The sequence below is a fragment of the Salinisphaera sp. LB1 genome (assembly GCF_003177035.1).
Classification (GTDB): domain Bacteria; phylum Pseudomonadota; class Gammaproteobacteria; order Nevskiales; family Salinisphaeraceae; genus Salinisphaera.
Window position 1 is genome coordinate 1,443,186 of record NZ_CP029488.1, and the last position, 25,253, is coordinate 1,468,438.

The following is a 25,253-nucleotide window of genomic DNA, read 5'->3' on the forward strand; positions in this document are numbered from 1 at the left end:
ATATTACGCCCGCACTCGGAATAGCGACAACTAGCCGCGCCGGCCCGGGCTTGGCATATTCAACGCTGTATTGAATATGTTGCACCGCACGATCCCATGAGCCTGACTGTCGCCGATACGGCCAATGCCCCGTTGAAACAGCCTTCGCGGCGCCATACGCAAGCGCATGTCGGGCGCCGGCTCGGCGTGGAACTTGAATTAACCGGCCTGCCGATCGAGCGCATGGCGATGCGAATACAGTCCGTGCTTGGCGGTCGAATCGTACCGCATAGCGCGTATGAATACACCGTGGCCGATACCGCGTTCGGCGATTTCGCGGCCGAACTGGACTATGCCTACCTCAAGGCGCGCGGTCGTCAGGACGCCGGCTCGGGGTTCTGGGACGAGATTGCGCAGCTGTCCGACGATCTGCTGGGCGCAGTGGCCAAGCACGTGGTCCCCATGGAGATTGTGGCGCCGCCGATCGCGCTCGACCGAGTACACGAACTGCATCCGCTCATTGCGGATCTGCGTGCGGCCGGCGCGCGCGGCACCAACGTATCGGCGATCTATGCGTTCGGCCTGCATTTCAACATCGAGGTGCCGGACACCGATGCCGCGACGCTGCTGGACTACATGCGCGCGTTTGTCGTGGCCTTCGACTGGCTCAAAGAGGTCAGCGAGATCGACATCAGCCGGCGCGTGTTTCCCTACATCCAGCCCTACGATAGCGCCTATGCCCGGCGCATCTGCGACGCGGACTATGCGCCGGACCTCGCCACGCTGATCGATGATTACCTGGCCGCCAACGCCAGCCGCAACCGGGCGCTGGACATGCTGCCGCTGTTCGCCTGGCTGGACGCCGGGCGCGTGGATGCGGTGATCGGCGACACGCTGGTCAAGGCCCGACCGACGCTGCACTACCGGCTGCCGAACTGCGAGATCGAAAAGCCCGGCTGGGATCTGCATCCGGCGTGGAACCACTGGTGGGTAGTCGAGGAACTGGCGGCCGATCGCGAGCGGCTCGGCGCGGTATGCGCCGACTACTGCGCGACGCTGGACGCCCCGCTCGGCGATCCCTTCGGTCGCTGGCGCGAACAGTTCGAACGCAGCCTGCCATGAGCCGGCCGCGGATCGCCGTGACCGGCAAGGCCAGCCGGTGGGCGCCAGGCTGGTGGTGTGCGGGCCTTGCGATCGTGCTCGCGGGCGGGCGGCCGGTGCGCGCCACGCCGAATCGCCCCTGGCCGGCCCGGATCGATGGCATCGTGATCGGCGGCGGTGACGATATCGCGACCGACTGGTACGCCGCGGCTGTCGAGACCGATCGGGGCACGGATCGGGTGCGCGATGCGTTCGAGCTCGCGGCGATCCGGAGCGCTCGCGCCGCACATCGACCGATTCTCGGCATCTGCCGCGGCGCACAGCTGCTCAACGTCGCCGCCGGCGGCAGCCTGCACACTGATATAACGGCCCGGCGCCGGGCCACCTCGGCGCGGGTGAACCCGCTACCCTGCAAGCCAATTGCGATCCGCTCGGCCTCCGGCCTGGCTCGGCTGGTGGGCGCGCGGCGGGCCCGGGTCAATGGGCTTCATCATCAGGCGATGGCGCGGCTCGGGACGGGCCTGAGGGTCACCGCACGCGATGCCGACGGCTTTGTGCAGGCAATCGAGGATCACGACACAGGCGCGCCGATCGTCGGCGTGCAATGGCACCCAGAGTACTTGATCTACCAACGAACGTCGCGCCGGCTGTTCGTAGCCCTGGTCACCGCAGCACGCCAGGCCGGGCGATAAAAAAGCCGGCGGGTCGCCCCACCGGCCTTGCGTTGAATCACCGGGTCCAGTCGGCGCTAGAAATGGCGGCGCTCGAAGTCCTTGAGCATTTCCTCGGCCTTTTCCTTGGTCTCGCCGTATTTTTCCTGGATCTTGCCGAGCAGGTTCTCGCGCTTGCCGCGCGCCTGTGCCACGTCGTCATCGGTCAGACGACCAAAATGCTCACGGGCCTTGCCTTTGACTCGTTCCCAACGACCTTCCCATTTATCACTGGATTGCGTCATAACAACTGTCCTCGTTGCTGAAGAATTACCTTCTACATATGAACCAAACGGACAGAACTCAATATGAGCACGTCGCGGGCATCAGCTTGCCCGGCTCAAATCCCTGCAGGCGACCGCGTCGACCACGGCCGCCCGGGATGGCTCGCTCATGCGGTTTCATAACATCCGCGGGACGGCTTGTTCCATGACCCTGATATGGATTGACCTGTCAACTACGACTCGTGATTCGTTCATCATGTCTTTTGACGTATGCCCTTGGAACAGAACACGGGCGGCTGCTGCGACGGTAGATCACTCTGATATACGTGGATTGGGTACCGACCTGACATGTCTTCGTCGCGGAGCTGCCTTGCTCTAGTGGCGGGGATCAAGCGGATTGGCCGGGTGCCCCATAGGGTCCTCAAGGGTTCTCCAACCGGGCCGGCCGTGTCCTGATCCAAAGGCATGCGTTTCAATCCTCCTGTTGTGAATGGGGGTGACGGCCGAGCGGTTACGCGGCTACGGCTGGATTGACCGGTACTTCGCAGGCGATGGCCCAGATAAAGCCGGCCAATTCGCGTGCGACCGCGGTGGTGGCCAGCGGCGTGTTCTTGCCGGCGCCGATCAGATGGCGATAACGCCCGCATAAACGCTTCTGGGCGTGCCAAGCGATGGCTTGGACGGTGTCACTGGTCTGTTCGGCCCGCCGCTGGATGGCATCACTTTTACGCGCCGGGAATCGATAGGCCCAGGCGGCTTCGACCAGCACGCGCCGAACATGGCCGTTGCCTGTCTTGGTAATGCTGCCCTGGCGTCGTGAACCACCGGACGAGTGCTCGCTGGGCACCAGGCCCAGATATGCCATCAGCTGGCTCGGCGAGTCAAAGCGCGTGAGATCGCCGAGCTCGGCGAGCACAGTCATGGCGGTTATCATCTGCACGCCGCGCAGTGCCATCAGGGCCTCGACCACCGGCCGCAGCGACCAGCTGTCCAGTGCTTGGCGCATCTGCCCGGTCAGGGCGGCCACGCGACGCTGGGCCGCGATCACGGTATCCACATATTCCTGCAAGACGATCTGCTGAACCGGTGTGGCCATGGTGATCCGCTCGATCCAGCGAAAATGGGCCTGGGTCCAGCGGCTCTTGCCGGGGTACACGTGCCCGTGGCGCAGCAAGAAGGCACCCAGGCGTTGGCGTGCCGTGCGTTCGATCGCCTTGAGATCCTCACGCGCCCGGGTGAGATCGCGCATCGCTTCCTGCTCGGCATCCGGCACCCACACGGCGGTCAGATCGCCGCTGCGCAGCGTTGTGGCCAACTTGAGGGCATCGCGCCGATCCGTCTTGATCCGCTCGCCGGGCTTGCGCGGAATCAGCGACGGCGCCACCACTTGGCAATCATGGCCCAGACTCAGGAGCTGGCGATAAAGCCCGTACCCACAGGGCCCGGCCTCGTAGCAAAACAGGATCACCTCGCCATCAAAAGCCGTGGTCAAACGGTCGACGAGCTTGGCGATCGTCTTGGGCTTGTTGGCCACCTCGCCCCAGCTGGCCGGCGTACTGCTGCGTCCCGCCGGCGCGACCGCCACGGCAATCGTGTCCTTGTGCACGTCTAGACCGACGTAAACGCCGTATTCGGCGACGGTCGACACCCGCTGTTCCAGCACAGCCTGCGCGATCCGGGTCTCATTGGCGTCCATGCTAATCTCATTCATGACCTGCCCTCCTCAATGTGGCTCTGTGTCAGGGGTTTAACCCATCCCCAACATAACCCACGCAATGTTGAGGACGGGCAGGTCAATCCATGATGTCTAGCCCTCGCCATGACGGGCTTTTCGGGGCGGACGCGACGCACGGCGGCGGCAATCGCCGCGATGCTCTTGGCACTGCTTCCGGCGGTCGGCCATGCGGGCCCGCCGCCGATCGAGACGGCGCGGCCGCTGGCACGACTGCCGCATGATCGCTCGGCCTTCACGGAAGGCCTGCTGATCAGCCGCGGGGTGCTCTACGAGAGCACGGGCGATTACGGTCATTCGGACGTCCGTCGCGTGAATCTGGCGAACGGCCGGATTCTGGCCCGGCACGCGTTGCCGGATCGATATTTCGGCGAAGGCCTGGCCAGGTTCGGCAACCGGCTGTATCAGCTGACCTGGAAATCCGGCACCGGCTTTGTCTACGACGCGGACACCCTTCGCCCGATCCGGCGGTTTCATTACGCCGGCGAGGGTTGGGGGCTGACCCGCTGCGGCAGGCAACTGGTGATGAGCAACGGCTCCGCCACGCTGCAGTTCGTCGATCCTTCGGATTTCAGCGTCCGGCACCGCCTGCCCGTGACCGAGCACGGCCGGCCGGTCACGCATCTCAACGAACTGGAGACGATCGACGGGCTGATCTGGGCCAATGTCTGGCTCACCGACGACATCGTGCGCATCGACCCGCTCGACGGGCATGTGGTCGACCGGATCGATGCATCGGCGCTTGCCGACGCCATGCCGGAGTCGGTGGACGTGCTCAACGGCATTGCCTACGACGCCCGCAGGGACCGCGTCTATATCACCGGCAAGTACTGGCCCGTGCTGTTTCGGATCGCCCCACCGCCGGTGCCGGAGGCAGCCGATCAGAACGCATCGGCACGGGCGCGCTGCCAGTCGCGCCGGTAGGCATCGGGAATCCGGTCGTTGAGAAAATCGCCCGGGGCGACCGTCGGATGCATTTGTTCGTAGGTCTCGGCCGGACCGTATTGCGGCCGGTGATAGACATGGATCGGCGCGAGCTCTTCCGGCGATGAGACCCCCAGCGCGCCGGTGATGTCCATGAACGACTTGATCGTCGCATCATGGAAGTTGCGCACCTGCAGCGACTTGCCCATCACCTCCAGCGCCTTCGCGCGGCGAGGGTCCTGGGTCGCGACGCCGGTCGGACAGGTATCGGTATGGCAGCGCCGCGACTGGATGCAGCCGGTGGAAAACATGAAGCCACGCGCCGCATTGCACATGTCGGCACCGAGCGCGAGCTTGACCACCATGTCGTAGCCCATCGCCACCTTGCCGCTGGCGATGACGACGATATCGTCGCGCAACCCGATACCACGTAGGCAGTTGTTCACAATCGGCAGCGCCTCGTTGATGTAAGTGCCGATGAAGTCCTCGAACTCGGTGGGGGCCGCCCCGGTCCCGCCCTCGGCACCGTCCACGGTGATGAAGTCCGGCGTGATTCCGGTCTCGAGCATCGCCTTGCAGATGCCCATGAACTCGTGCTGATGACCCAGACATAGCTTGAAGCCCACCGGCTTGCCGTGGGTGAGCTCGCGCAGCTTCTGCATGAACTCAAGCAGGCCCCGGGGCGTGTCGAACTCGGGATGGGTGGCGGGCGACTGGCAGTCCCGGCCCTGTTCGATCTGACGGACCCGGGCGATCTCGGCGGTCACCTTCTTGCCCGGCAGCAGGCCGCCGTGGGCCGGCTTGGCGCCCTGCGAGATCTTGATCTCGATCATCTTCACCTGCTCGGTATTCGCCTTCTCGGCGAACTCGTCGGCGTTGAACGACCCGTCCTTGTGCCGGCAGCCGAAATAGGCCGACGCGATCTCCCAGATCAGGTCGCCCCCGTGTTCGCGATGATAGTCGCTTATTGCGCCCTCACCGGTATCCTGGGCGAAGTTGCCAAGCTTGGCACCGCGGTTCATCGCGCCCACGGCGTTGCCCGACAGGGAACCAAAACTCATTGCCGAGATATTCAGACGCGAGGAGCTGTAGGGCTGGGCACACTGGCTGTTGCCAATGGTGATACGCGCATGCGCCGCGTCCAGCGTCTTGGGCGCCATCGAGTGCTGCGAGAACGAAAAGCCCGCATCCTCGAAGTCGCGCATGGTGCCAAAGGGCGAGGTATCGGGTTCGCCCCGCGCGCGCTTGTAGATGACTTCGCGCTGTTCGCGGTTGAACGGCCGTCCGCTGGTCTCGGATTCGAAGAAGTACTGGCGCAGCTCAGGGCGCAGGAATTCCATCATGTAGCGCAGATGGCCGATGATGGGAAAATTGCGCAACACGTTGTGTTGCGAGCGCAAATCCATCGCCCCGAGAATCGCCAGCGCCACCAGGATCGCCGCGATCCATAACCCTGTGGGTGCCAGGATCGCCAGCACCACGGTGACCGCCGTGGTGAACAGCAGATAGATCAAGTAGAGCGCGCGGGGATGTCCTAGCATGAGCAAATAACGGCTGAGCTGAACGATCCACGCACTATGCACCCGGTTCGGGGCGCGCTAAAACCGTTTATTTACCGATGCAGAAACTGGAGAAGATTTCGCCGAGCAGGTCGTCGCTGCTGACCTGGCCGGTGATTTCGCCCAGCGCGGCCTGGGCCAGACGAAGCTCTTCGGCCAGCAGATCGCCCGCCGCATCAACCACCAGCCGCTCGCGACCCAGGGCCAGTGCCGCGGCGGCACGATCGAGCGCGGCCAGATGCCGGCGCCGGGCCACGAACGCCGGCTCGGCATCACCTTCGATGCCGACCAGCGACTTCAGATGGGCCGCCAACGCCTCGAACCCACGACCGTCGATCGCCGCCACGCGAACGCCCGCGCGGCCGGCGATAGGCGTCGGGCCGGCCGGCTGACCCGACAGATCCGCTTTGTTCGCGACCACGGTGACACTCATTTCCTCCGGCATCTCGTCCAGCAACGCGCGATCGGCCGCGGTCAGCCCGGCCTGGTCGTCGATCACCAGCAGCACGCGGTCGGCGGCGGCGATCTCGGCGCGCGCCCGGCGCACGCCCTCGGCCTCGACCGGATCGTCGGTCTCGCGCAGGCCGGCGGTATCGACCAGGGTCAGCGGCAGGCCCTCGATCGACAGCTGCTCATGCAGCACGTCGCGCGTGGTGCCAGCGATTTCGGTGACGATGGCCGTTTCGCGCCGGGCGAGCCGGTTGAGCAGGCTGGACTTGCCCACGTTCGGCCGGCCGAGGATGACCAGCCGCAACCCGTCGCGAAAACCCGCGCCCTGAACCGCACGGGCGCGCAGGGCCGCGAGGTCCTCGGTGATCGCCGCGAGCCGGCGTTCGATCGCGCCGTCGCCGAGAAAATCGACGTCGTCCTCGTCGGGGAAATCGATGGCGGCTTCGGTATAGACCCGCAGCCGGGTGAGCGCCTCGACCAACGCCTCGATCTCGCGGGCGAAAGCGCCCTCCAGCGAACGAATCGCCGCGCGCGCCGAGACCCGGCTGCCGGCGGCGATGGCGTCGGCGATCGCCTCGGCCTGATCCAGGCTGAGCTTGTCGTTGAGAAAGGCGCGCTGGGAGAACTCGCCCGGGCCGGCCAGCCGCGCACCCAGCGCCACCAGCCGGGCCAGCAATTCATCGACCAGAACTGGACTGCCGTGGCCCTGCAGCTCGAGCACATGTTCGCCGGTGAACGAGGCCGGGGCAGCGAAATACAGCGCCACGCCCTGATCAATGGTTTCTCCGGCGGCGTCCGTGAACCGTGCCAGCACGGCCCGGCGCGGTTCCGGCAACCGGCCAATCAGGCAACGCGCGATTCGTGGCACATCGGGCCCGGAGACCCGCACCACCGCCACGCCGGCCTGGCCGGCGGCGCTCGCCAGCGCGGCGATGGTGTCGTTGGCTGTGGTGCCGTTCATCTAGGGCGTGTTGCGGCGTTGCGAGTCTGGGTCGTGGCACGCCACGACGCGGCGAATCGCGCCTTGCGGGACACAATTTGCGGTCTCCCGCGCCGCGCTCGCACGAAACCTCAACACGCCCACGCCCCGCAGTCAGCTCTTGCTGGGCGCGTCCTGATGCAGGCCCTCGGCGTCCAGCTTGCGGTAGATGTACCACTGCTGAGCGATGGTCAGCAGGCTGTTAGTGCACCAATACAGCACCAGGCCGGCCGGGAAGAAGCAGAAGAACACCGCCATGCCGATGGGCATGATCTGCATGATGCGCTGCTGCATCGGGTCCATCGCCACATTCGCGTTGAGCTTCTGCTGCGCGAACATCACCAGACCGAAGATGATCGGCAGGATGAAGTAGGGGTCCGGCGCCGACAGATCCTGAATCCACAGCACGAACGGCGCGTGGCGCAGCTCCACCGACTCACGCAGCACCCAGTACAGCGAGATGAACACCGGCATCTGCACCAGCAGCGGCCAACAGCCAGCCATCGGATTGAAGCCCTCTTTCTTGTAGAGCTCCATCATCCGTTTCTGCAATTCCTGCTTGTCGTCGCCGTACTGCTCCTTGAGCTTTTGCATGCGCGGCTGGAACTTGCGCATGCGCGCCATGCCGCGGAACTGAATCTCGGAGAGCTTGTAGAACAGCGCCTTGATCAGGAACGTCAACAGGATAATGGACACGCCCCAGTTGCCGACGATCGAGTGCAGGTGATCCAGTACCCAGAAGATCGGACGGGCCAGCACCGAGAACCAGCCGTAGTCCACGGTCAGGCCCAGGCCGGGCGCGACAGCGTCGAGCTGGTCCTGGTATTTCGGGCCGACGAACAGCGTGGACTTGAACTCGCTCGCGCTGTGCGGCGCGACGCTGCGCTGCTGACCCACAAAACCGGCGGCATAACCACCGGAGGCGCCCTGCACGGACTTGGGCCGGGCAAACAGGCGAACCTTGGCATCGGACGGCGGAATGACCGCGCCGATGAAGTAGTGCTGGACCATGGCGATCCAGCCGCCCTGCTGATGCAGTGACAGCTTGTTCGATGCAAGATCGCCGCGGCCGCGCTGCTGGTAGGCAAAGTCGTTGCCGCTCTTGTGCTGATACCAGCCGACCCCGAAGAAGGCATGCGAGAACGGCACGTCACCGGTGTTTTCGTGCGGCGCGCGCCAGTAACGCACGTACTGCGACAACTGCCAGGGCTTGGCCGACTTGTTCTCGACCTTGTGATCCAGACCGATCTTGTAACTGCCGCGATGGAAGACGTAGATCTTGGTGACCTTGTGGCCGTTATGGTCGGTCCAGGTCAGGGGCACGCGCAGCGTGTCCTGACCCTTGGCCAAGTGATATTCCTTCTTCGCCGATTGATAGGTCGTGTTGTGATTCGGCGCGTCGCCGCCCTGCGAGATCAGCCCGCTCTGCTCGATGAAGAAATCCGGCAGCGAGTCGTTGATCAGACGCAGATTGGTATTCGGATGCTTGTCCGACAGCGGCACCCCGCGCAACGCCACCTGGCGCAGATCGCCGCCGTGGGTATTGATGGTCACGTTGAGCTTATCGGTGACCACATGCACCTGCTGTCCGGAATCGGACACCGGGGTTGGCTCCGAACCGGGCGCGGCAGTAGCAGGCCCCGGCGTGCCGCTGCCACCGCTGCCACCGCTGCCGTTGCTGGCCGTGCTCGAGCCCTGGCTGGACGGCGCACCGATATCCGGCAGGTCGGAGCCATTGGCGCCATTATTGGCGTTGGCCCCGGTCTGCTGGCTGGTGTGTTGCGCGGTTTGGCCATGGCCGGCGGGCGCATAATCCGTCTGCCACGCCTGATACAAAAAGAAGCAGATGACGGCTGCCGCACACAGCAGCCCGAAGCGAATGTTGTCCATGCGAGGCGTGTATCCCTGACGTTGGCTCTATTGCGCGCGCCGCGCGAGCCGCTGCCAGATCCGGGTCAGCTGCGCGGTCAGCGATGCGTTGTCGATGGTCGCCGTGCGACTGCGGGCGAGCACGACAATATCAGTCGCCGGCAGATCGGGGCGCACATGACGGAAAGACTCGCGGACGACCCGTTTGACGCGATTGCGATCCACGGCACGGCGGATGCGCCGTTTGGCGAGCGCCAGCCCGAGCCGGGCATGCGCTTCGCCATTGTTTGCGGCGATGACCACGAAGCCGTCGCAGACGAACTTCTCGCCGCGCGCAAACACGGCCGTGTACTGCGACGGTCGAAGCAGGCGCGCCGCGCGGGGAAACGTCGCCTGCCGCGCGTCCACGAGTTACGGCGTCAGGCGCTTGCGCCCCTTGGCACGACGGGCGGCCAGAACGCGACGGCCGTTTTTGGTCGCCATACGGGCACGAAAGCCGTGCGTACGCTTGCGACGCAGATTGCTGGGTTGAAAGGTGCGTTTCATAACGGACTCGGCTCGCGCCTGCGTCGGCGCATTGCAAGGAAAAGAGCGCGGGATTCTAGTCCCGTCCGCGCTCGCTTGCAAGGTGGCATAACACTGTGGATAAGTTGTGGTCAGTGGGTTATCTTGTCGGGCCGTCGAGCTCGGCGGGTTACGCCGTGTTTTGCCGCAATGGAGCGATCGAGTTGGCGAATACCCTCTGGCAGCGTTGTCTGAGCCACATCGAGACGCGACTTCCCGAAAAAGACGTCAATCTCTGGCTGCGCCCGCTCGAGGCTCATTTCGGCGATGACGGACTGGACCTCATGGCGCCCAATGAGGTCGTACGCGATCAGGTTGAGCGCGAGCTGCGGGCTCCCATCGCCAATGCACTGAGCGAGCTCGGCGAGCAACCGCGCCGGATCAGGGTTCTGGTGGGCGGCGGCCGACGCAGCCATGCGGCGGAGGTCGACGACGGCCCGACCCTGACCGATACCAAACGCCATAATCTCGATCCGCGCTACACCTTCGAGTCGTTCGTCCAGGGCAAATCCAACCAGATCGCCCGGGCCGCGGCCGAACAGGCCGCCGAGCCGGAGAACATGGCCTACAACCCGCTGCTGATCTACGGCGGCGTGGGCTTGGGCAAGACCCATCTGATGCAGAGCGTCGGTCATCGGCTGCTGGCCAACAACCCGCGGGCCCGGATCGCGTACGTCCGCTCCGAGCATTTCGTCAACGAAATGATCACGGCGATCCGGCATAACCGGATGGATCAGTTCAAGGAGCACTACCGCACGCTCGAGGCACTGCTGATCGACGATATCCAGTTCTTCGCGAACAAGGATCGGTCGCAGGAGGAGTTCTTCCACACGTTCAACTCCCTGCTCGAGGCGAACCAGCGCATCGTGATCACCTGCGACCGGTTCCCAAAGGAAGTGGAAGGACTCGAGGATCGACTCAAGTCACGCTTTTCCTGGGGGCTGTCGGTCGCCGTTGAGCCGCCCGAACTCGAGACCCGTGTCGCCATCCTGCTGTCCAAGGCCGAGGCGCACAACGTGGAACTGCCGCAGGAGGTCGCGTTCTTCATCGCCAAGCGCGTGCGTTCGAACGTACGCGACCTGGAAGGCGCGCTGCATCGTTTGAAGGCCTCCGCGCAGATCACCGGGGCGCCCATCAGTGTCGACTTCGCCAAACAGGCCCTCTACGACATGCTCGCGGTGTATGACCGTCTGGTTACGCTGGAGAACATCCAGAAGACCGTCGCCGAGTACTTCAAGATCCGGCTGGCTGATCTGCTGGGCAAGAAACGCACGCGATCGATCGCACGGCCTCGCCAGCTCGCGATGGCACTGGCCAAGGAGCTCACCAATCACAGCCTGCCGGAAATCGGCCAGGGCTTCGGCGGTCGCGATCATACGACGGTTCTTCACGCCTGCCGCAAGGTCAAGGAACTACGCGAGACCGATACCCGGATGGATGAAGACTACGTGAACCTTAGCCGGATTCTCACCAGCTAGTTGTGTATAAGTCGTGCATAACCGCAGCCTCGGCTCGATCCCGGCCTTGGCGCGCTAAACCACACACAATGAATCCACAGGCCAACAACAACTTCACCACCCTATTCGCAACAACATTAGAAGAAAAGTAAGACTTTGAATAATAAGTAGAAATAGAGTTATCAACAGAAAGTCACAGCAGCTATTGTGACTACTACTAACTTTTCTTTGAGTACTTAAGACAACAAGGCGGCGACCGTTCGGAGACCCCAGCCATGCAGTTCTCAGTCCAACGCAGAGATATTCTGTCCGCGCTACAGACCGTGATTGGTGTGGTGGAACGAAGACAGACCATGCCGATCCTGTCGAACGTCCTGATACAGGGCGACAACAACCAGCTCACGATTACGGCGACCGACCTCGAGCTCGAGCTGGTGACCCAGTGCCCAGCCGTGATCGAGGAACCGGGCGAGCTCGCCGTTCCCGCCCGAAAGTTGCTCGACATCTGCCGAGGGCTGCCAGAAGACGCTGAGATCACCTGTCGGCAAGAGGCCAATCAGACGCGCATCCAGTCGGGGCGATCGCGGTTCACGTTGTCCAGCCTGTCGGCACAGGATTGGCCGCATCTGGATGAAGTCGAATCCGGCCAGGCCATCAACCTGCCGGAAAGCATGCTCAAGCAATTGCTGGATCGCACGCATTTCGCGATGGCGCATCAGGACGTGCGCTACTATCTCAATGGTCTCCTGCTGGCACTTCGGCACGATCATGTTCGCTGTGTCGCCACCGACGGGCACCGACTGGCGATGAGCGAATCCCCCATCGATCTGGATATCGAGGAGGCTCAGCAGGCGATCGTGCCGCGCAAGGCCATTACCGAACTGGTCCGACTGCTGGGCCACAGTGAAGCCGAAATTACCTTGTGGCTGTCGAACAAGCATCTACGCCTGCAGCTACCGGGTCTCAATTTCACCACGAAACTGATCGATGGTCGCTTCCCCGACTACGAGCGCGTGATTCCGGATAATCCGGAACGCGAGATGCTTGCCAATCGAGACACGATCCGCCAGGCGCTGTCGCGTACCGCTATTCTGTCGAACGAGAAATTCGGCGGCGTGCGTCTGTCGCTGTCGCAACACACGCTGAAGTTGCAGGCACAGAACGTCGAACGCGAAGAAGCCGAAGACGAAATCGAAGTCAGCTACGATCACGAGCCGATGGAAATCGGCTTCAATGTCAGCTATTTGCTGGATGCACTCGGCGCCATGCAGGCTGACGAATTTCGGCTGTCGTTATCCGGACCCGACAGCAGCGGATTGTTGCAGGCGGTCGGCGACGACCACAGCCGGTACGTCGTCATGCCCATGCGGTTGTAGCAAGAGCCGGAAATCCGTGTGCGGCTAGAGTCGCTCCATATCGAGAACTTCCGGTGTATCGAGCGCTGCGATGTCGATGTATCGCCGGGGATCAACTGTATCGTCGGCGATAACGCCTCGGGAAAGACCAGCTTTCTGGAGGCGATCTATATACTCGGCCGCGGCGAATCGTTCCGCCAATCGCGGCTCGGTCAGGCGGTTCGACACGATAGCGACGCACTGACCGTTCGTACGCGTCTGACCGACAGGCAGGGCAGTCGTCATCGAATTGGTTGTCATGCCTCCCGGTCGAAGTACCAGATCAAACTCGACGACCAGGCGGAGACACGTCGCTTCGACCTGATCAACGTTCTACCGTTGCAGCACATCGATCCCAATCTGCACCGCTTGCTGGAGCATGGCCCCAAATACCGGCGACATTTTCTCGACTGGGGCGTGTTTCACGTGGAACACGCTTTTTTCCCGGCGTGGCGCCGATATCGTCGGGCGCTGAAACAGCGCAATCGCGCGTTGCGAGCGCGCCAGCCGAAACACCAGGTGGTCGCCTGGGATGCCGAATTGGTGCAACAGGGGGAAATTATTGACGCCTGTCGACGGCAGTATCTTGAGCACATCAAGCGGCGTCTTCCCGAGACCACACGGAACTTATTCGGAAACCAGGACATTACGTTCACCTACCATCCGGGCTGGCGTGGCGATCAGGGTTTCGGCTATGCCCTGATCGATAGCCTGGAACAGGATCTCCGTGCCGGGTTTACGCAACAGGGACCGCATCGTGCCGATATCCGCATATCGATTGCCGCCATGAATGCGCGCGACTGGGTATCGCGCGGGCAACAGAAACTACTCACAGCGGGGTTGCTACTGGCCCAGGCGGATATCCTTCAGTCGACACGCGGCATTGAGCCGGTGCTCCTGCTTGACGACATGGCGGCAGAGCTGGGGGCAAGCTATCGCGCAGCTTTGGCCAAGGAGGTCGCGCGACTGGGTGTGCAGTGTTTTGTGACATTCCTCAGTCCCGAGCTGATCCCCGAGACATTGCGACCCGAGCGAATGTTTCACGTGGAACACGGATACATCACACCGGCGCGAGCATGACAGGCATGCTAAAATCAAGTGTTTATTTCTAACCTTCGGGTTGATTCGATGGCTGATTCCAACGGCGATTACAACTCCAGCAGTATCAAGGTCCTGAAGGGGCTCGAAGCTGTGCGCAAACGTCCGGGCATGTACATCGGCGACACCGATGACGGCACCGGGCTGCATCATATGGTGTTCGAAGTCGTCGACAATGCCATTGACGAGGCCCTGGCGGGCTACTGCAAGGAAATTCTGGTCACCATTCACCGCGATCAGAGCATTACGGTGTCCGATGATGGCCGGGGTATTCCCGTCGACATGCATGAGGGCGAGGGCAAGCCGGCCGCTGAAGTCATCATGACGGTGCTGCACGCTGGCGGAAAGTTCGACGCGAACTCCTACAAGGTGTCAGGCGGTCTTCACGGTGTCGGCGTATCGGTGGTGAACGCGCTGTCGGACCGGCTCGAACTCAATATCCATCGCGATGGGCATCGGTATCGCCAGACCTACAGTATGGGCGAACCCATGGACGAGCTCGCGGCGCTCGGCGAGACCGACACCACCGGCACGTCGATCCATTTCCACCCCAGTCCGGAGGTGTTCACGAACATCGCCTTCAATTACGACATTCTCGCCAAGCGGCTGCGCGAGCTGTCGTTCCTGAACTCGGGTGTTCGCATCCGCCTGGTTGAGGAGGCCAGCGAACGCGATGTCGTATTCGAATATGAAGGCGGCATCCGCGCTTTCGTTCAAAACCTCAACGAGAACAAGACGCAGCTTCACGATACCGTGTTCTACTTCAGCACCGAGCGCGACGATATCGTGGTCGAAGTCGCGATGCAGTGGAACGACTCCTATCAGGAGAGCGTGTTCTGCTATACCAACAATATTCCCCAACGCGACGGCGGCACGCATCTCGCCGGCTTTCGCGGTGCGCTGACCCGTAGCGTCAATGGTTACATCGAGTCCGCCGGGCTGGCCAAGAAGGAAAAGGTTTCACCGACGGGCGATGACGCCCGCGAGGGACTCACGGCGGTCATTTCCGTGAAAGTGCCGGATCCGAAGTTTTCCTCGCAAACTAAAGAAAAGCTGGTGTCGTCCGAGGTACGGGCGGCGGTGGAATCATCCGTCAGCGAGCAGCTCAGTGACTTCCTCCTGGAGAATCCACGCGAAGCCAAGCTGATCGCGGCGAAGGTGGTCGATGCCGCGCGCGCGCGCGATGCCGCCCGCCGCGCGCGCGACATGACGCGCCGCAAGGGCGCTCTGGACATCGCTGGTCTGCCCGGAAAACTGGCGGACTGCCAGGAGAAGGACCCGGCGGCATCCGAATTATTCCTGGTCGAGGGCGATTCGGCCGGCGGCTCGGCCAAACAAGGCCGCGATCGCCACAATCAGGCCATTCTGCCGCTCAAGGGCAAGATCCTGAATGTGGAAAAGGCGCGTTTCGACAAAATGCTGTCTTCGGCCGAAGTCGGCACGCTGATTACCGCGCTCGGATGCGGCATCGGGCGTGACGAATACGACCCGAGCAAGCTGCGCTATCACCGCATCATCATCATGACCGATGCGGACGTGGACGGCTCACATATTCGCACCTTGCTGCTGACGTTCTTCTACCGCCAGATGTTCGAACTGATCGAGGCGGGCTATATCTATATCGCCCAGCCGCCGCTGTACAAGGTGAAGTCGGGCAAGCAGGAGTACTACGTCAAGGACGACAAGGAACTGTCGAATTATCTGCTGCGCCTGGCGCTCAACAAGGCCGAGTTCCGCGTGAGTGCGGACGCGCCGCCGATCGCCGAGGACGCACTGTCCGACCTGGCGCACCGCTACACGCGCATGCTGGAAGACATCGATCGGCTGACGCGCCGGTACGATCCGGCGACGCTCACGGAAATGACTTATCTGGAGCCCGTTACGCCGACGCTGTTCGCGGATGTCGCCTGGATGCAGGGCTGGGCGGACGCGCTCCAGGCGCGGCTCGACGCGCGCGGCGAGCCGCGGCATCGCTACGAGGTGCAGATTCACCCGGCCGACGACGAACATCCCCTGCATCTGCAGGTCACGCGTTATAGCCATGGTATTCCGCATATTTTCGTCTGGCACGAAGACTTCTTCACCAGCCCGGAATACAAACGGATCTCGGCACTCGGCCAGGAGCTGCTGCAGTTGCTGGGCGAAGGCGCCTATGTAACGCGCGGCGAACGGGAACAGACAGTGTCGACCTTCGATGAAGCCTATCGCTGGCTGCTGGAACAAGCCAAGCGGGGCCTGAACGTCCAGCGCTACAAGGGGCTCGGGGAGATGAACCCGGAACAGCTCTGGGAAACCACCATGGACCCGAACAGCCGACGCCTGATGCAGGTCAAGATCGACGACGCCGTCGGCGCGGATCAGATCTTCACCACCCTGATGGGCGACCACGTGGAACCGCGGCGTGAGTTCATCGAACGCAACGCGCTGATGGTTTCAAACCTGGACGTGTGATACACAGCGCTCGCCACGGGGCGGGCCGTGTCCGTATTGAAAGCCCTCGGCTGCCGCTGAGGGCTTTTTTACGGGCGGTGGGACCATGGGTCTGGGCGGCTGGCCCGGCGGCGCTCACGGGCCGTAGCGCCTGCGCGCGGGTGAATATGCCGTCAGCGCCGGTAACGCGCACCCGCGCAGGCGCGCTACTGGGGCTCAGGTGCGGGTGTGCGCCGAGAGCAGATGATCGACCGCTGCCGAGAGGTCGTCGTATACCGCAATGCCCTGCCAGCGCCCATCCATGTCGTCAATCGGTTTGCCGGTGCGCACGCCGTAGCCCGCGATGCCGGCGGCGCGCGCGGCTTCAATATCGGTGACGCTGTCCCCGATCATTACGCAGTCGTGCGGCTTCAAGCTCCAGCGGCGCAGAATATCCTCAAGCAACCCCGGCCGGGGTTTGCGACAACGGCAGCCGTCGTCGGCGGTATGCGGACAGAAGAATATGCCATCGAGCGCGACACCGAGCTCGGCGAGATGCCGTGTCATCTTGTCGTGAATGGCGAACAGGTCGTCGTAATCGAACAGGCCACGGCCGAGTCCGGATTGGTTGCTGGCCAGCACCACGCGCAGGCCGGCGTGCTTGAGCCGCGCGATGGCCTCGAGGCTGCCTGCGATCGGCTGCCATTCCGCGGGCGATTTGATGAACGCGTCGCTGTCGTGATTCACCACGCCGTCACGGTCGAGTATGGCCGTGGAAACCGGCATCACGCAGATTCGACCGAAAGACAGGATAGATCGGCCACGCGGCGGCACAGGCGATCAATCTGCGCGAGTAGCGCCAGGCGGTTGCGTTGGAGCGCCGGGTCGTCGCTCATCACCATGACGTCGTTGAAGAACGCGTCGAGTGGTTCAGCTAGCGGGGCCAGCGCGGACAAGGCGCCGGTATAATCACCTTCGCGGGCGGCGGCCTCGAGCGTGGTCGCGCACGCCGTCGCCTGGTCATGCAGTGCCGTTTCCGCCGGTTCGACCATGGCGGCGGGGTCGGCCGTCGCGGCGATGTCGGCATCGGCGTTACGCCTGAGGATGTTGCGGATGCGTTTGTGCGCACCGCCCACCACGGCAGCGGCGGGCAGCTGCGCGAAATCGCCGACAGCGCGCACGCGGCGATCGAAATCCTGCATGTCCGGGATATTGAGCGACATAATCGATTCGAAATGCGCGGCCGGCACGCCGTGATCCATGTAGTAGCCACGTAGACGTTCCATGTGAAACATCCACAGTGCTTCGCCCGTGTCTTCGGGCGGGTCCACCGGCTGCATGGCAATGGCGGTATCCAGTAGATGCCTGAGGTCGATGGCGATGCCCGCTTCGATCAACGTCCGCAGCACCCCGAGCGCCGCGCGTCGAAGGCCGAACGGGTCCTTGTCGCCGCTCGGCCGCTTACCGATGGCGAAGATGCCGGCCAGCGTGTCGAGACGGTCGGCGAGTGCAATGCAGCGTCCGACCGGCGTTGCCGCAATCGCCGCGCCGGCACCGGCCGGCGCATATTGCTCGGGCAGCGCGCGGACCACGGCCTCGGATTCGCCCTCCAGCTCGGCATAATATCCGCCCATCACACCCTGGAGTTCCGGGAACTCGTCGACCATTTCGGTGAGAAGATCGGTCTTGGCGAGCTCGGCTGCACGTGCAACGTCGGCCGCCGCTGCGCCAACCGCGGGCGCCAGTTCGGCGGCGAGCCGGCCAAAGCGTTGGCTCTTGTCGGCCAGCGTGCCGAGCGCCTGCTGAAAGCTGACACGTTCCAGTGCCGGGATACGCGCGGCCAGACCCTGACGGCGGTCCTGCTCCCAGAAGAACAGCGCGTCCGCCAGGCGCGGCCGGATCACGCGTTCATTACCGGCGACAACCTGGGCCGGATCGCGGCTTTCGATATTGGCGACCGTGACGAAACCGGGCAGGAGCGCGCCGTCGTCACCCTCGACCGGGAAGTAGCGCTGATGTCCTTCCAGCGTGGCCACGAGTACCTCGCGCGGCAACTCGAGAAAACGCGCATCGAAGCGTCCGGCAATGCCGACCGGCCACTCGACCAGTGCGGTCACCTCGGCCACCAGCGCGTCGTCGACCAAAGCGTGGCCGCCCAGCGACCGGGCGGCAGCCACCACGCCCTCTAGCACTCGCGCCCGGCGTTCGGCGATATCCACGATCACGTATCCGGGATCGCGTAGCCGCTCTACGTAGCTGGCCGCGTCCGCGATCTCGATGGTCTCGGGATAATGAAAACGATGGCCGCGGGTGTAACGGTCAGCACTTTCGCCAAACACCGTCAAAGGCAGAATATCGCTGCCATGCAACGCCACGACCCAATGCACCGGGCGTACGAAGGCCGCCTCGGAATCGCCCCAACGCATGCGCTTGGGAATCGGCAGGGCGCGGAGCGCCGCGTCCACCGCGGGCGGCAGCAGTTCGCCGAGGGCGAGACCCGGGGCGGTGCCGCGATAAACCAGGCGCCGCCCCTTGTCGCTGTCCTCGATTTCGAGCGCGTCGAGGGTCGTGCCGACCGAGCGGGCGAAGCCTTCGCCGGCCTTTGTTGGATTGCCCTGGTCATCGTAGGCGATCGCCACGGTCGGGCCGAATTTCTCTACGCGCTCGGCCGCGCTGGTGTCATCGGTATCGGCAATGATGACTGCCAGACGCCGCGGTGTGGCCAGATAACGCACCGCACCGTGCGCCAGTCCGGCCTGGTCCAATTGCGCGGCCAGACCGTCGGCCAATGCCTCGGCCAGCGGATGCATCGCTTTCGGCGGTAATTCCTCGACGCCGATTTCGATCAGAAGGTCTGCACTCATGCCGCGTCGTTATCCTTGTTGAGCATGGGGAAACCGAGTGCCTCGCGCGCCTCGTAATAGCCTTTGGCCACGGCCCGGGCCAGGGTGCGCACGCGCAGGATGTAGCGCTGGCGTTCCGTTACCGAAATGGCATGGCGGGCATCCAGCAGGTTGAAGGTGTGCGAGCACTCGAGCATGCGTTCATAAGCCGGCAGCGGAAGATTCGAGTTCACCAGCGCCAGACATTCCGCCTCGAGCTCGTCAAAGCGTCGGAAAAGCGCCGCCACGGGCGCGTGCTCGAAATTGTAGGTCGATTGCTCGACTTCGTTCTGATGAAACACATCGCCGTAATAGACCGTGCCATACGGCGACGCTGACCACACCAGATCGTAGACCGATTCCACGTTCTGGATATACATCGCAATGCGCTCGAGGCCGTAGGTGATCTCGCCGGAGACGGGGCGGCAGTCCAGTCCGCCCACCTGCTGGAAATAAGTGAACTGGGTGATCTCCATCCCGTTCAGCCAGATTTCCCAGCCCAGCCCCCAGGCGCCCAGGGTCGGCGATTCCCAGTTGTCCTCGACAAAGCGGACGTCATGGATCGACATGTCCAGGCCAAGGGCTTCGAGCGAGCCGAGATACTGGGCCTGGATATCCTTGGGCGACGGTTTCAGCAGCACCTGAAACTGATAATAGTGCTGTAGACGATTGGGGTTGTTGCCGTAGCGGCCGTCCGTGGGTCGCCTGGAGGGCTGGACGTACGCGGCACGCCAGGGCTCCGGGCCGATCGAACGCAGAAACGTTGCGGTGTGGAACGTGCCCGCGCCAACCGGCATGTCCAGAGGCTGCACGACGACGCAGCCGCGTTCGGCCCAGTATTGCTGCAGCGCGAAAATGAGCTGTTGGAAATCCATGCCAGTGCACCGTTTGATCAGGCCGCGATTGTACCCGAACGCCTGTAATCGCTGGGGCGCAGCTTATGCACCATAATAGTGCACCAATATAGCGCGGCTCTTTTTTGGTGCGCTTTCGGCTTTGTCGTGGTGCATTAGGGTTCGCCCGGGTCCTTGAATCGGCGCAGGTGACGTGGCACGGAACCTGCCTTTATAGTGCGTCTGTTGTACTGGCGATTCCGGACAGCTGAGTTCCCATCCCAATGAGGAGTCATCATGGCGAGTAGCAAGGCGCTCGAACTGATCAAAAAGACCGAAGCGAAATTCGTGGACTTTCGTTTCTGCGACGCGCGTGGCAAAGAGCAGCACATGACCATGCCGGCGCATGTCGTCGACGAAGAGTTCATGGAAGAAGGCAAGATGTTCGACGGCTCGTCGATCGATGGCTGGAAAGGCATCAACGAGTCCGACATGGTCATGATGCCGGACGACGATTCGGCTGTGCTGGACCCGTTCTTCGAAGAGCCGACCGTCAACATCCGCTGTGACGTGCTCGAACCCAACACCATGATGGGCTACGAGCGCGACCCGCGGACCGTCGCCAAGCGCGCGGAAGCGTATCTGGCCTCGACCGGTATCGCCGATACTGCCCTGTTCGGCCCGGAAGCCGAATTCTTCATCTTCGACTCGGTGCAATGGCACAACGAGATGCGCGGCGCCGGCTTTGCCGTCGACTCCGAGGAAGCCTGCTGGAACAGCGAGACCCGCTATCCGGAAGGCAACATGGGCCATCGGCCGGGGATCAAGGGCGGTTATGTGCCGGTCCCGCCGGTCGATTCCCAGCATGACATCCGCTCGGCCATGTGCCTCGCCATGGAGGAAATGGGGCTGACCGTCGAAGTGCACCACCACGAGGTGGGCACCGCCGGCCAGGGCGAGATCGGCATGTTGTTCAACACGCTGGTCAAGAAGGCCGACGAAACGCTGATCTACAAGTACTGCGTGGCCAACGTCGCGCACGCCTTCGGCAAGACGGCCACCTTCATGCCCAAGCCGCTGGTCGGCGACAATGGCTCCGGCATGCACGTGCATCAGTCGCTGACCAAGGATGGCAAGAACATCTTTTCCGGCGACGAATACGGCGGCCTGTCCGAGGAAGCGCTGTACTACATCGGCGGCATCATCAAGCACGCCAAGGCCATCAACGCCTTCGCCAATGCCTCGACCAACAGCTATAAGCGCCTGGTCAAGGGCTTCGAAGCGCCGGTACTGCTGGCCTATTCCGCGCGCAATCGCTCGGCGTCGATTCGTATTCCCTGGGTCTCCAGCCCCAAGGCGCGTCGCATCGAGGTGCGTTTCCCGGACCCGACCGCCAACCCGTACTTTGCCTTCTCGGCCATGATGATGGCCGGCCTGGACGGTATCCAGAACAAGATCCATCCGGGCGAAGCCATGGACAAGGACTTGTACGACCTGCCGCCGGAAGAAGAGAAGAAGATTCCGACCGTGGCCCAGTCGCTGGAAGAAGCGCTGCAGTCGCTGTCGGCCGATCGCGACTTCCTCAAGAAGGGCGACGTGTTCACCGACGATCTGATCGACGGCTACATCGATCTCAAGATGGAAGAAGTGCTGCGCCTGAAAATGAGCACCCATCCGGCCGAGTTTGATATGTACTATTCCTGCTAGGCCGCAGGACATACGCAGCGGCCGGTGGCGGTCGCTGCGGTCACGAAAAGCGCATCCGTCACCACGGATGCGCTTTTTTTATGGAATACGCGATGCGAACACGACGACCAGGACGATGGGGTGGGCTCGCGGTCTGGATGGGGCTGGCCATCGCGCTGCCGGCGCAGGCGACGATCTATACCTGGACCGATGCGCAGGGCGTGCGCCACTACAGCGATATCGCGCGGCCAGGGGCCAGGACGGTGCAACTCAAACGGATGCCCAATGGCGGTGCAAGCCCGGCGTCTACGGGGTCCGGTGGATCCGGCGCGGCGCCCAGCGGTGACGCCCGCGCCCTGAACCTGGTCTCGCCCGCTGAGGGGCAGGTCTTTACCAGCCGACAGGGCCAGGTGCCGGTTTCGGTGGTGGTGGGCAACAACAACGACAACAACGCCGGGCTCGGCGATGGCGAATCGCTGCGCTACAAGCTCGACGGCAAGCCGGTGGGCTCGGGCCCAACGCGGAACACGCGCCTGACGTTGTCGAATGTCGCGGCCGGGCCGCACACCTTCAGCGTCACACTGCTCTATCGCGGCCATGCCGTCCAGCACAGCGATGCCGTCACGTTTCGCGTCGACCGCAGCGCCCACGCGCCGCCGCCGCAATCCTCACCGGACACGGGCAATCGCCGCCCGCCGTCCTAAGCTGCTGAATGATGTCGATGTTTGGCCGTTCGATGTATCCCGCAGTGGCCCGAACCTTGCTAGACAGCTGCCATGCGTGCCGATGAACACAGCGAGCATCGTCCCGACACGATCCTCGACAATCTCAAGACTGCGGTCGTGTGTCTGGACGACCGGCTGCACGTCACTTATCTGAATACGGCCAGCGAAATGCTGTTCGGCGTATCGGCCCGGCACTGCGATCAGGAGGCTTTCGACAAGGCGCTGCCCTATCTTGCCGACCATCGCAGCCGACTGACTGCGGCGCTGACCGAGGGGGCCGCCTACACCGAGCGCGAGCTGCACCTGCGTGCGGGCGGCGGCGATCCGCTGATCGTGGACTGCACGGTCACGCCGTTCACTGACCGGGCTGGCGAATCGGCCTTGCTGATGGAGTTTCTGTCCCTGGATCGCCAGTTGCGTATCTCGCGAGACGACCAGATGCGGATCCAGAATCTCGCCAATCGCGAAATGATTCGCGGCATGGCACACGAGATCAAGAACCCGCTGGGCGGGCTGCGCGGCGCCGCCCAGTTGCTCGAGCGCGAAATAGACGACGACGAGCTCAAGGAATACACCACCGTCATCATCCGCGAGGCCGATCGGTTGCAGAACCTGGTGGACGGTCTGCTCGGGCCGCGCCGGCCCCCGAACAAGCAGCCGCTCAATATCCACGAGCCCCTCGAGCATGTGCGCGCACTGATCGATACCGAGTTGCCGCCCGGTATTACGATCGAGCGCGACTACGATCCGAGCATCCCGGAGGTCCGTGCCGACCGTGAGCAGCTCATCCAGACGTTCTTCAACCTGGTTGGCAATGCGGTCACGGCGCTCGGCCGCTCCGGCAATATCCTGCTGCGCACGCGCACCCAGCGGCTGTTCACCATCAGCGGCGTCAAACACCGGCTGGTGACCCGGGTCGACGTGGTCGACAACGGGCCCGGTATTGCGCGCGATCTGCTACCGCGCATCTTTCATCCGATGGTCAGCTCGCGCGCGGAAGGCTCCGGTATGGGGCTGCCCATCGCCCAGTATTTAATCCATCTACACGACGGTCTGATCGAGTGCGAAAGCCGCCCCGGCCAGACCGTCTTCAGCGTCTTTCTGCCCATGGAGGCCAGCGATGGCTGAACTCACTGCCTGGGTCGTCGATGATGACGAATCGATCCGCTGGGTGCTCGAGCGTGCGCTGAAGGCCGCCTCGATCGACGTGGTCTGTTTTGCCGGCGGCGCCGAGTTGCTCGACGCCATTGAAGACAACGTGCCGGACGTCCTGCTCACCGATATTCGCATGCCCGGCATTTCGGGGCTGGATCTACTGGAACGGGTGCATGCGGTGCAGCCGCAGCTGCCGGTCATCATCATCACCGCGCACTCGGATCTGGATTCGGCGGTGTCATCCTACCGCGGCGGCGCGTTCGAATATCTGCCCAAGCCGTTCGACCTGGACGAGGCGGTCGAACTGGTCCAGCGTGCCGCCATGCTCGCCGACGAGACCGGTGCCGCCGACAAGACGGGATCGCGCGCGCCGGCCGAGTCGACCATCATCGGCGAAGCGCCGGCCATGCAGGAAGTGTTTCGCGCCATCGGGCGCCTGTCGGCCTCCAATATCACGGTGTTGATCACCGGTGAATCCGGTACCGGCAAGGAGTTGGTTGCGCATGCCCTGCACGAACACAGCCCCCGCGCCGACCGGCCGTTCATCGCGGTCAATACGGCCGCGATTCCTAAGGAGTTGATGGAATCCGAGTTCTTCGGCCACGAGAAAGGCGCGTTCACCGGCGCCGCCAGTCAACGCCGCGGCCGTTTCGAGCAGGCCCATGGCGGCACGCTGTTTCTCGATGAAATCGGCGATATGCCGGCCGATCTGCAGACCCGCTTGCTGCGCGTGCTGCAGGATGGGCAGTTCTATCGGGTTGGCGGTCACGTCGGGGTCAAGGTCGATGTCCGCATCATTGCCGCCACCAATCAGAACCTCGAAGCCGAGGTGAAACGCGGCCATTTCCGCGAGGATCTGTTTCATCGCCTGAACGTGATCCGACTGCGCGTGCCGCCGTTGCGCGAGCGTCGCGAGGATATCCCCCTGCTGCTGAATTTCTTCCTTGGGCGTGCCGCGCGGGAACTCGACATGGAGGTCAAGACGCTGTCCCGCGGTGCCAGCGAATACCTGACCGGGCTCGACTGGGCCGGTAATGTGCGCGAGCTGGAAAATCTCTGCCGCTGGCTGACCGTCATGGCGCCCGGGCGTGAAGTGGTGCTCGACGACCTGCCGATCGAATTGCGCCCGCGCGCCGACGCCGCGGAGATGCCGTCGGCCATGGGCTTCGGCGCCGAGAGCAGCGCCGCGCCCGCCGGGCTCGCGCCCGACACCGCGCCCAGCCAGCCCGGGGCGCGAAGCGAATGGGACGCGCAACTGTCGAGCTGGGCCGACGAGCGCCTGGCGGCCGGCGCCGATCATCTGCTCGACGAAGCCATACCGCGGCTGGAGCGGGTCATGATTCGCGCAGCACTGGCCCATACCGACGGCCATCGCCAGGAAGCGGCCCGGTTGCTCGGCTGGGGCCGGAATACCCTGACCCGAAAGATCAAGGAATTGTCGCTGTCGGATGAGCCCGCCTGATCCCGGTCGAACATACGGGCATGATAGCGTCGTCGACCTGTGAATCGATCGATGGCGAGGA

21 protein-coding genes are annotated in these 25,253 nt (G+C 63.4%); 11 read left to right on the plus strand and 10 right to left on the minus strand.

Going from position 1 to position 25,253, the window contains the following annotated elements; genetic code table 11:
* Positions 1–96: 96 nt before the first annotated feature.
* Both SALB1_RS06555 and SALB1_RS06560 read left to right on the plus strand, forming a co-directional pair.
* On the plus strand, positions 97–1,101 hold the full coding sequence (locus SALB1_RS06555; protein ID WP_109993137.1) for an amidoligase family protein: 1,005 nt from the start codon (positions 97–99) through the stop codon (positions 1,099–1,101).
* Positions 1,098–1,772 carry a gamma-glutamyl-gamma-aminobutyrate hydrolase family protein gene (locus SALB1_RS06560; protein ID WP_109993138.1) on the plus strand — a complete coding sequence of 225 codons (675 nt, stop codon included), beginning with the start codon at positions 1,098–1,100 and terminating at the stop codon, positions 1,770–1,772. Before SALB1_RS06555 ends, SALB1_RS06560 begins: the two co-directional genes overlap by 4 nt.
* Before the next feature lie 56 nt (positions 1,773–1,828).
* Here the strand turns inward: SALB1_RS06560 and SALB1_RS06565 are convergent, their stop codons facing one another.
* Both SALB1_RS06565 and SALB1_RS06570 read right to left on the minus strand, forming a co-directional pair.
* Positions 1,829–2,035 (minus strand): CsbD family protein, encoded by a 207-nt coding sequence (locus SALB1_RS06565; RefSeq protein WP_109993139.1) that lies wholly within the window; start codon positions 2,033–2,035, stop codon positions 1,829–1,831.
* Positions 2,036–2,525: 490 nt separating this feature from the next.
* Positions 2,526–3,725: an IS110 family transposase gene (locus SALB1_RS06570; RefSeq protein ID WP_255414403.1), complete on the minus strand. Its 1,200-nt coding sequence runs from the start codon at positions 3,723–3,725 to the stop codon at positions 2,526–2,528.
* A gap of 159 nt (positions 3,726–3,884) precedes the next feature.
* Between SALB1_RS06570 and SALB1_RS06575 the strand changes: the two genes are divergently transcribed.
* Entirely contained in the window at positions 3,885–4,670 is a 786-nt protein-coding gene (locus SALB1_RS06575) for a glutaminyl-peptide cyclotransferase (protein WP_370453233.1), read from the plus strand.
* On the opposite strand, the gene SALB1_RS06580 is transcribed toward SALB1_RS06575, so the two are convergent.
* The 5 genes from SALB1_RS06580 to rpmH form a co-directional block, all read right to left on the minus strand.
* Positions 4,628–6,211, minus strand: coding sequence for an FMN-binding glutamate synthase family protein (locus SALB1_RS06580; protein ID WP_109993141.1), 1,584 nt, complete (start codon positions 6,209–6,211; stop codon positions 4,628–4,630). The two genes, SALB1_RS06575 and SALB1_RS06580, sit on opposite strands and share 43 nt — an antisense overlap.
* A gap of 67 nt (positions 6,212–6,278) precedes the next feature.
* On the minus strand, positions 6,279–7,640 hold the full coding sequence (mnmE, locus tag SALB1_RS06585; protein ID WP_109993142.1) for a tRNA uridine-5-carboxymethylaminomethyl(34) synthesis GTPase MnmE: 1,362 nt from the start codon (positions 7,638–7,640) through the stop codon (positions 6,279–6,281).
* Between the two features lie 132 nt (positions 7,641–7,772).
* Positions 7,773–9,548 carry a membrane protein insertase YidC gene (gene yidC, locus SALB1_RS06590; protein ID WP_109993143.1) on the minus strand — a complete coding sequence of 592 codons (1,776 nt, stop codon included), beginning with the start codon at positions 9,546–9,548 and terminating at the stop codon, positions 7,773–7,775.
* 27 nt (positions 9,549–9,575) lie between these two features.
* The gene (gene rnpA, locus SALB1_RS06595; protein ID WP_109993144.1) at positions 9,576–9,935 is read right to left on the minus strand and encodes a ribonuclease P protein component; all 360 of its coding nucleotides are present in this window, start codon (positions 9,933–9,935) and stop codon (positions 9,576–9,578) included.
* Positions 9,936–9,938: 3 nt separating this feature from the next.
* Positions 9,939–10,073 (minus strand): 50S ribosomal protein L34, encoded by a 135-nt coding sequence (gene rpmH, locus SALB1_RS06600; RefSeq protein WP_037337617.1) that lies wholly within the window; start codon positions 10,071–10,073, stop codon positions 9,939–9,941.
* A 182-nt stretch (positions 10,074–10,255) separates the two neighbouring features.
* On the opposite strand from rpmH, the gene dnaA reads away from it, so the two are divergent.
* The 4 genes from dnaA to gyrB all read left to right on the plus strand — a co-directional run bounded on the left by dnaA (position 10,256) and on the right by gyrB (position 16,491).
* The gene (gene dnaA / locus SALB1_RS06605; protein ID WP_109995308.1) at positions 10,256–11,569 is read left to right on the plus strand and encodes a chromosomal replication initiator protein DnaA; all 1,314 of its coding nucleotides are present in this window, start codon (positions 10,256–10,258) and stop codon (positions 11,567–11,569) included.
* Positions 11,570–11,823: 254 nt separating this feature from the next.
* Positions 11,824–12,924, plus strand: a complete 1,101-nt coding sequence (gene dnaN / locus SALB1_RS06610) for a DNA polymerase III subunit beta (protein ID WP_109993145.1) — start codon at positions 11,824–11,826, stop codon at positions 12,922–12,924.
* A gap of 18 nt (positions 12,925–12,942) precedes the next feature.
* Positions 12,943–14,022: a DNA replication/repair protein RecF gene (recF, locus tag SALB1_RS06615; protein WP_158590653.1), complete on the plus strand. Its 1,080-nt coding sequence runs from the start codon at positions 12,943–12,945 to the stop codon at positions 14,020–14,022.
* A gap of 48 nt (positions 14,023–14,070) precedes the next feature.
* A complete protein-coding gene (gyrB, locus tag SALB1_RS06620) occupies positions 14,071–16,491 on the plus strand; it encodes a DNA topoisomerase (ATP-hydrolyzing) subunit B (protein ID WP_109993147.1) in 2,421 nt (806 codons plus the stop codon).
* 195 nt (positions 16,492–16,686) lie between these two features.
* Here gyrB and gmhB read toward each other — a convergent pair whose 3' ends face one another.
* Genes gmhB through glyQ form a run of 3 tightly spaced genes read right to left on the minus strand, consistent with a single transcriptional unit; the run spans position 16,687 to position 20,206 of the window.
* Positions 16,687–17,235 carry a D-glycero-beta-D-manno-heptose 1,7-bisphosphate 7-phosphatase gene (gene gmhB / locus SALB1_RS06625; protein ID WP_109993148.1) on the minus strand — a complete coding sequence of 183 codons (549 nt, stop codon included), beginning with the start codon at positions 17,233–17,235 and terminating at the stop codon, positions 16,687–16,689.
* Positions 17,235–19,313 (minus strand): glycine--tRNA ligase subunit beta, encoded by a 2,079-nt coding sequence (glyS, locus tag SALB1_RS06630; RefSeq protein ID WP_109993149.1) that lies wholly within the window; start codon positions 19,311–19,313, stop codon positions 17,235–17,237. The genes gmhB and glyS overlap by 1 nt, the downstream gene beginning before the upstream one ends.
* A complete protein-coding gene (gene glyQ, locus SALB1_RS06635; RefSeq protein ID WP_109993150.1) occupies positions 19,310–20,206 on the minus strand; it encodes a glycine--tRNA ligase subunit alpha in 897 nt (298 codons plus the stop codon). Before glyQ ends, glyS begins: the two co-directional genes overlap by 4 nt.
* Before the next feature lie 255 nt (positions 20,207–20,461).
* Here glyQ and glnA point away from each other — a divergent pair, with 255 nt between their 5' ends.
* The 4 genes from glnA to ntrC all read left to right on the plus strand — a co-directional run bounded on the left by glnA (position 20,462) and on the right by ntrC (position 25,192).
* Entirely contained in the window at positions 20,462–21,871 is a 1,410-nt protein-coding gene (gene glnA / locus SALB1_RS06640; RefSeq protein ID WP_109993151.1) for a glutamate--ammonia ligase, read from the plus strand.
* A 137-nt stretch (positions 21,872–22,008) separates the two neighbouring features.
* Positions 22,009–22,554 carry a DUF4124 domain-containing protein gene (locus SALB1_RS06645; protein ID WP_158590654.1) on the plus strand — a complete coding sequence of 182 codons (546 nt, stop codon included), beginning with the start codon at positions 22,009–22,011 and terminating at the stop codon, positions 22,552–22,554.
* A gap of 72 nt (positions 22,555–22,626) precedes the next feature.
* On the plus strand, positions 22,627–23,703 hold the full coding sequence (glnL, locus tag SALB1_RS06650) for a nitrogen regulation protein NR(II) (protein ID WP_109993153.1): 1,077 nt from the start codon (positions 22,627–22,629) through the stop codon (positions 23,701–23,703).
* Positions 23,696–25,192, plus strand: coding sequence for a nitrogen regulation protein NR(I) (gene ntrC, locus SALB1_RS06655; RefSeq protein ID WP_109993154.1), 1,497 nt, complete (start codon positions 23,696–23,698; stop codon positions 25,190–25,192). The genes glnL and ntrC overlap by 8 nt, the downstream gene beginning before the upstream one ends.
* Positions 25,193–25,253 lie beyond the last annotated feature (61 nt).

Coding starts and splice junctions, on each gene's coding strand:
- glyQ (WP_109993150.1), bottom strand. CDS start 20,206: ATGGATTTCCAACAGCTCATTTTCGCGCTGCAGCAATACTGGGCCGAA.
- glyS (WP_109993149.1), bottom strand. CDS start 19,313: ATGAGTGCAGACCTTCTGATCGAAATCGGCGTCGAGGAATTACCGCCG.
- glnL (WP_109993153.1), top strand. CDS start 22,627: ATGCGTGCCGATGAACACAGCGAGCATCGTCCCGACACGATCCTCGAC.
- SALB1_RS06560 (WP_109993138.1), top strand. CDS start 1,098: ATGAGCCGGCCGCGGATCGCCGTGACCGGCAAGGCCAGCCGGTGGGCG.
- SALB1_RS06575 (WP_370453233.1), top strand. CDS start 3,885: ATGCTCTTGGCACTGCTTCCGGCGGTCGGCCATGCGGGCCCGCCGCCG.
- SALB1_RS06645 (WP_158590654.1), top strand. CDS start 22,009: ATGGGGCTGGCCATCGCGCTGCCGGCGCAGGCGACGATCTATACCTGG.
- SALB1_RS06565 (WP_109993139.1), bottom strand. CDS start 2,035: ATGACGCAATCCAGTGATAAATGGGAAGGTCGTTGGGAACGAGTCAAA.
- ntrC (WP_109993154.1), top strand. CDS start 23,696: ATGGCTGAACTCACTGCCTGGGTCGTCGATGATGACGAATCGATCCGC.
- dnaN (WP_109993145.1), top strand. CDS start 11,824: ATGCAGTTCTCAGTCCAACGCAGAGATATTCTGTCCGCGCTACAGACC.
- mnmE (WP_109993142.1), bottom strand. CDS start 7,640: ATGAACGGCACCACAGCCAACGACACCATCGCCGCGCTGGCGAGCGCC.
- glnA (WP_109993151.1), top strand. CDS start 20,462: ATGGCGAGTAGCAAGGCGCTCGAACTGATCAAAAAGACCGAAGCGAAA.
- SALB1_RS06555 (WP_109993137.1), top strand. CDS start 97: ATGAGCCTGACTGTCGCCGATACGGCCAATGCCCCGTTGAAACAGCCT.
- yidC (WP_109993143.1), bottom strand. CDS start 9,548: ATGGACAACATTCGCTTCGGGCTGCTGTGTGCGGCAGCCGTCATCTGC.
- SALB1_RS06570 (WP_255414403.1), bottom strand. CDS start 3,725: ATGAATGAGATTAGCATGGACGCCAATGAGACCCGGATCGCGCAGGCT.
- gmhB (WP_109993148.1), bottom strand. CDS start 17,235: ATGCCGGTTTCCACGGCCATACTCGACCGTGACGGCGTGGTGAATCAC.
- gyrB (WP_109993147.1), top strand. CDS start 14,071: ATGGCTGATTCCAACGGCGATTACAACTCCAGCAGTATCAAGGTCCTG.
- rpmH (WP_037337617.1), bottom strand. CDS start 10,073: ATGAAACGCACCTTTCAACCCAGCAATCTGCGTCGCAAGCGTACGCAC.
- SALB1_RS06580 (WP_109993141.1), bottom strand. CDS start 6,211: ATGCTAGGACATCCCCGCGCGCTCTACTTGATCTATCTGCTGTTCACC.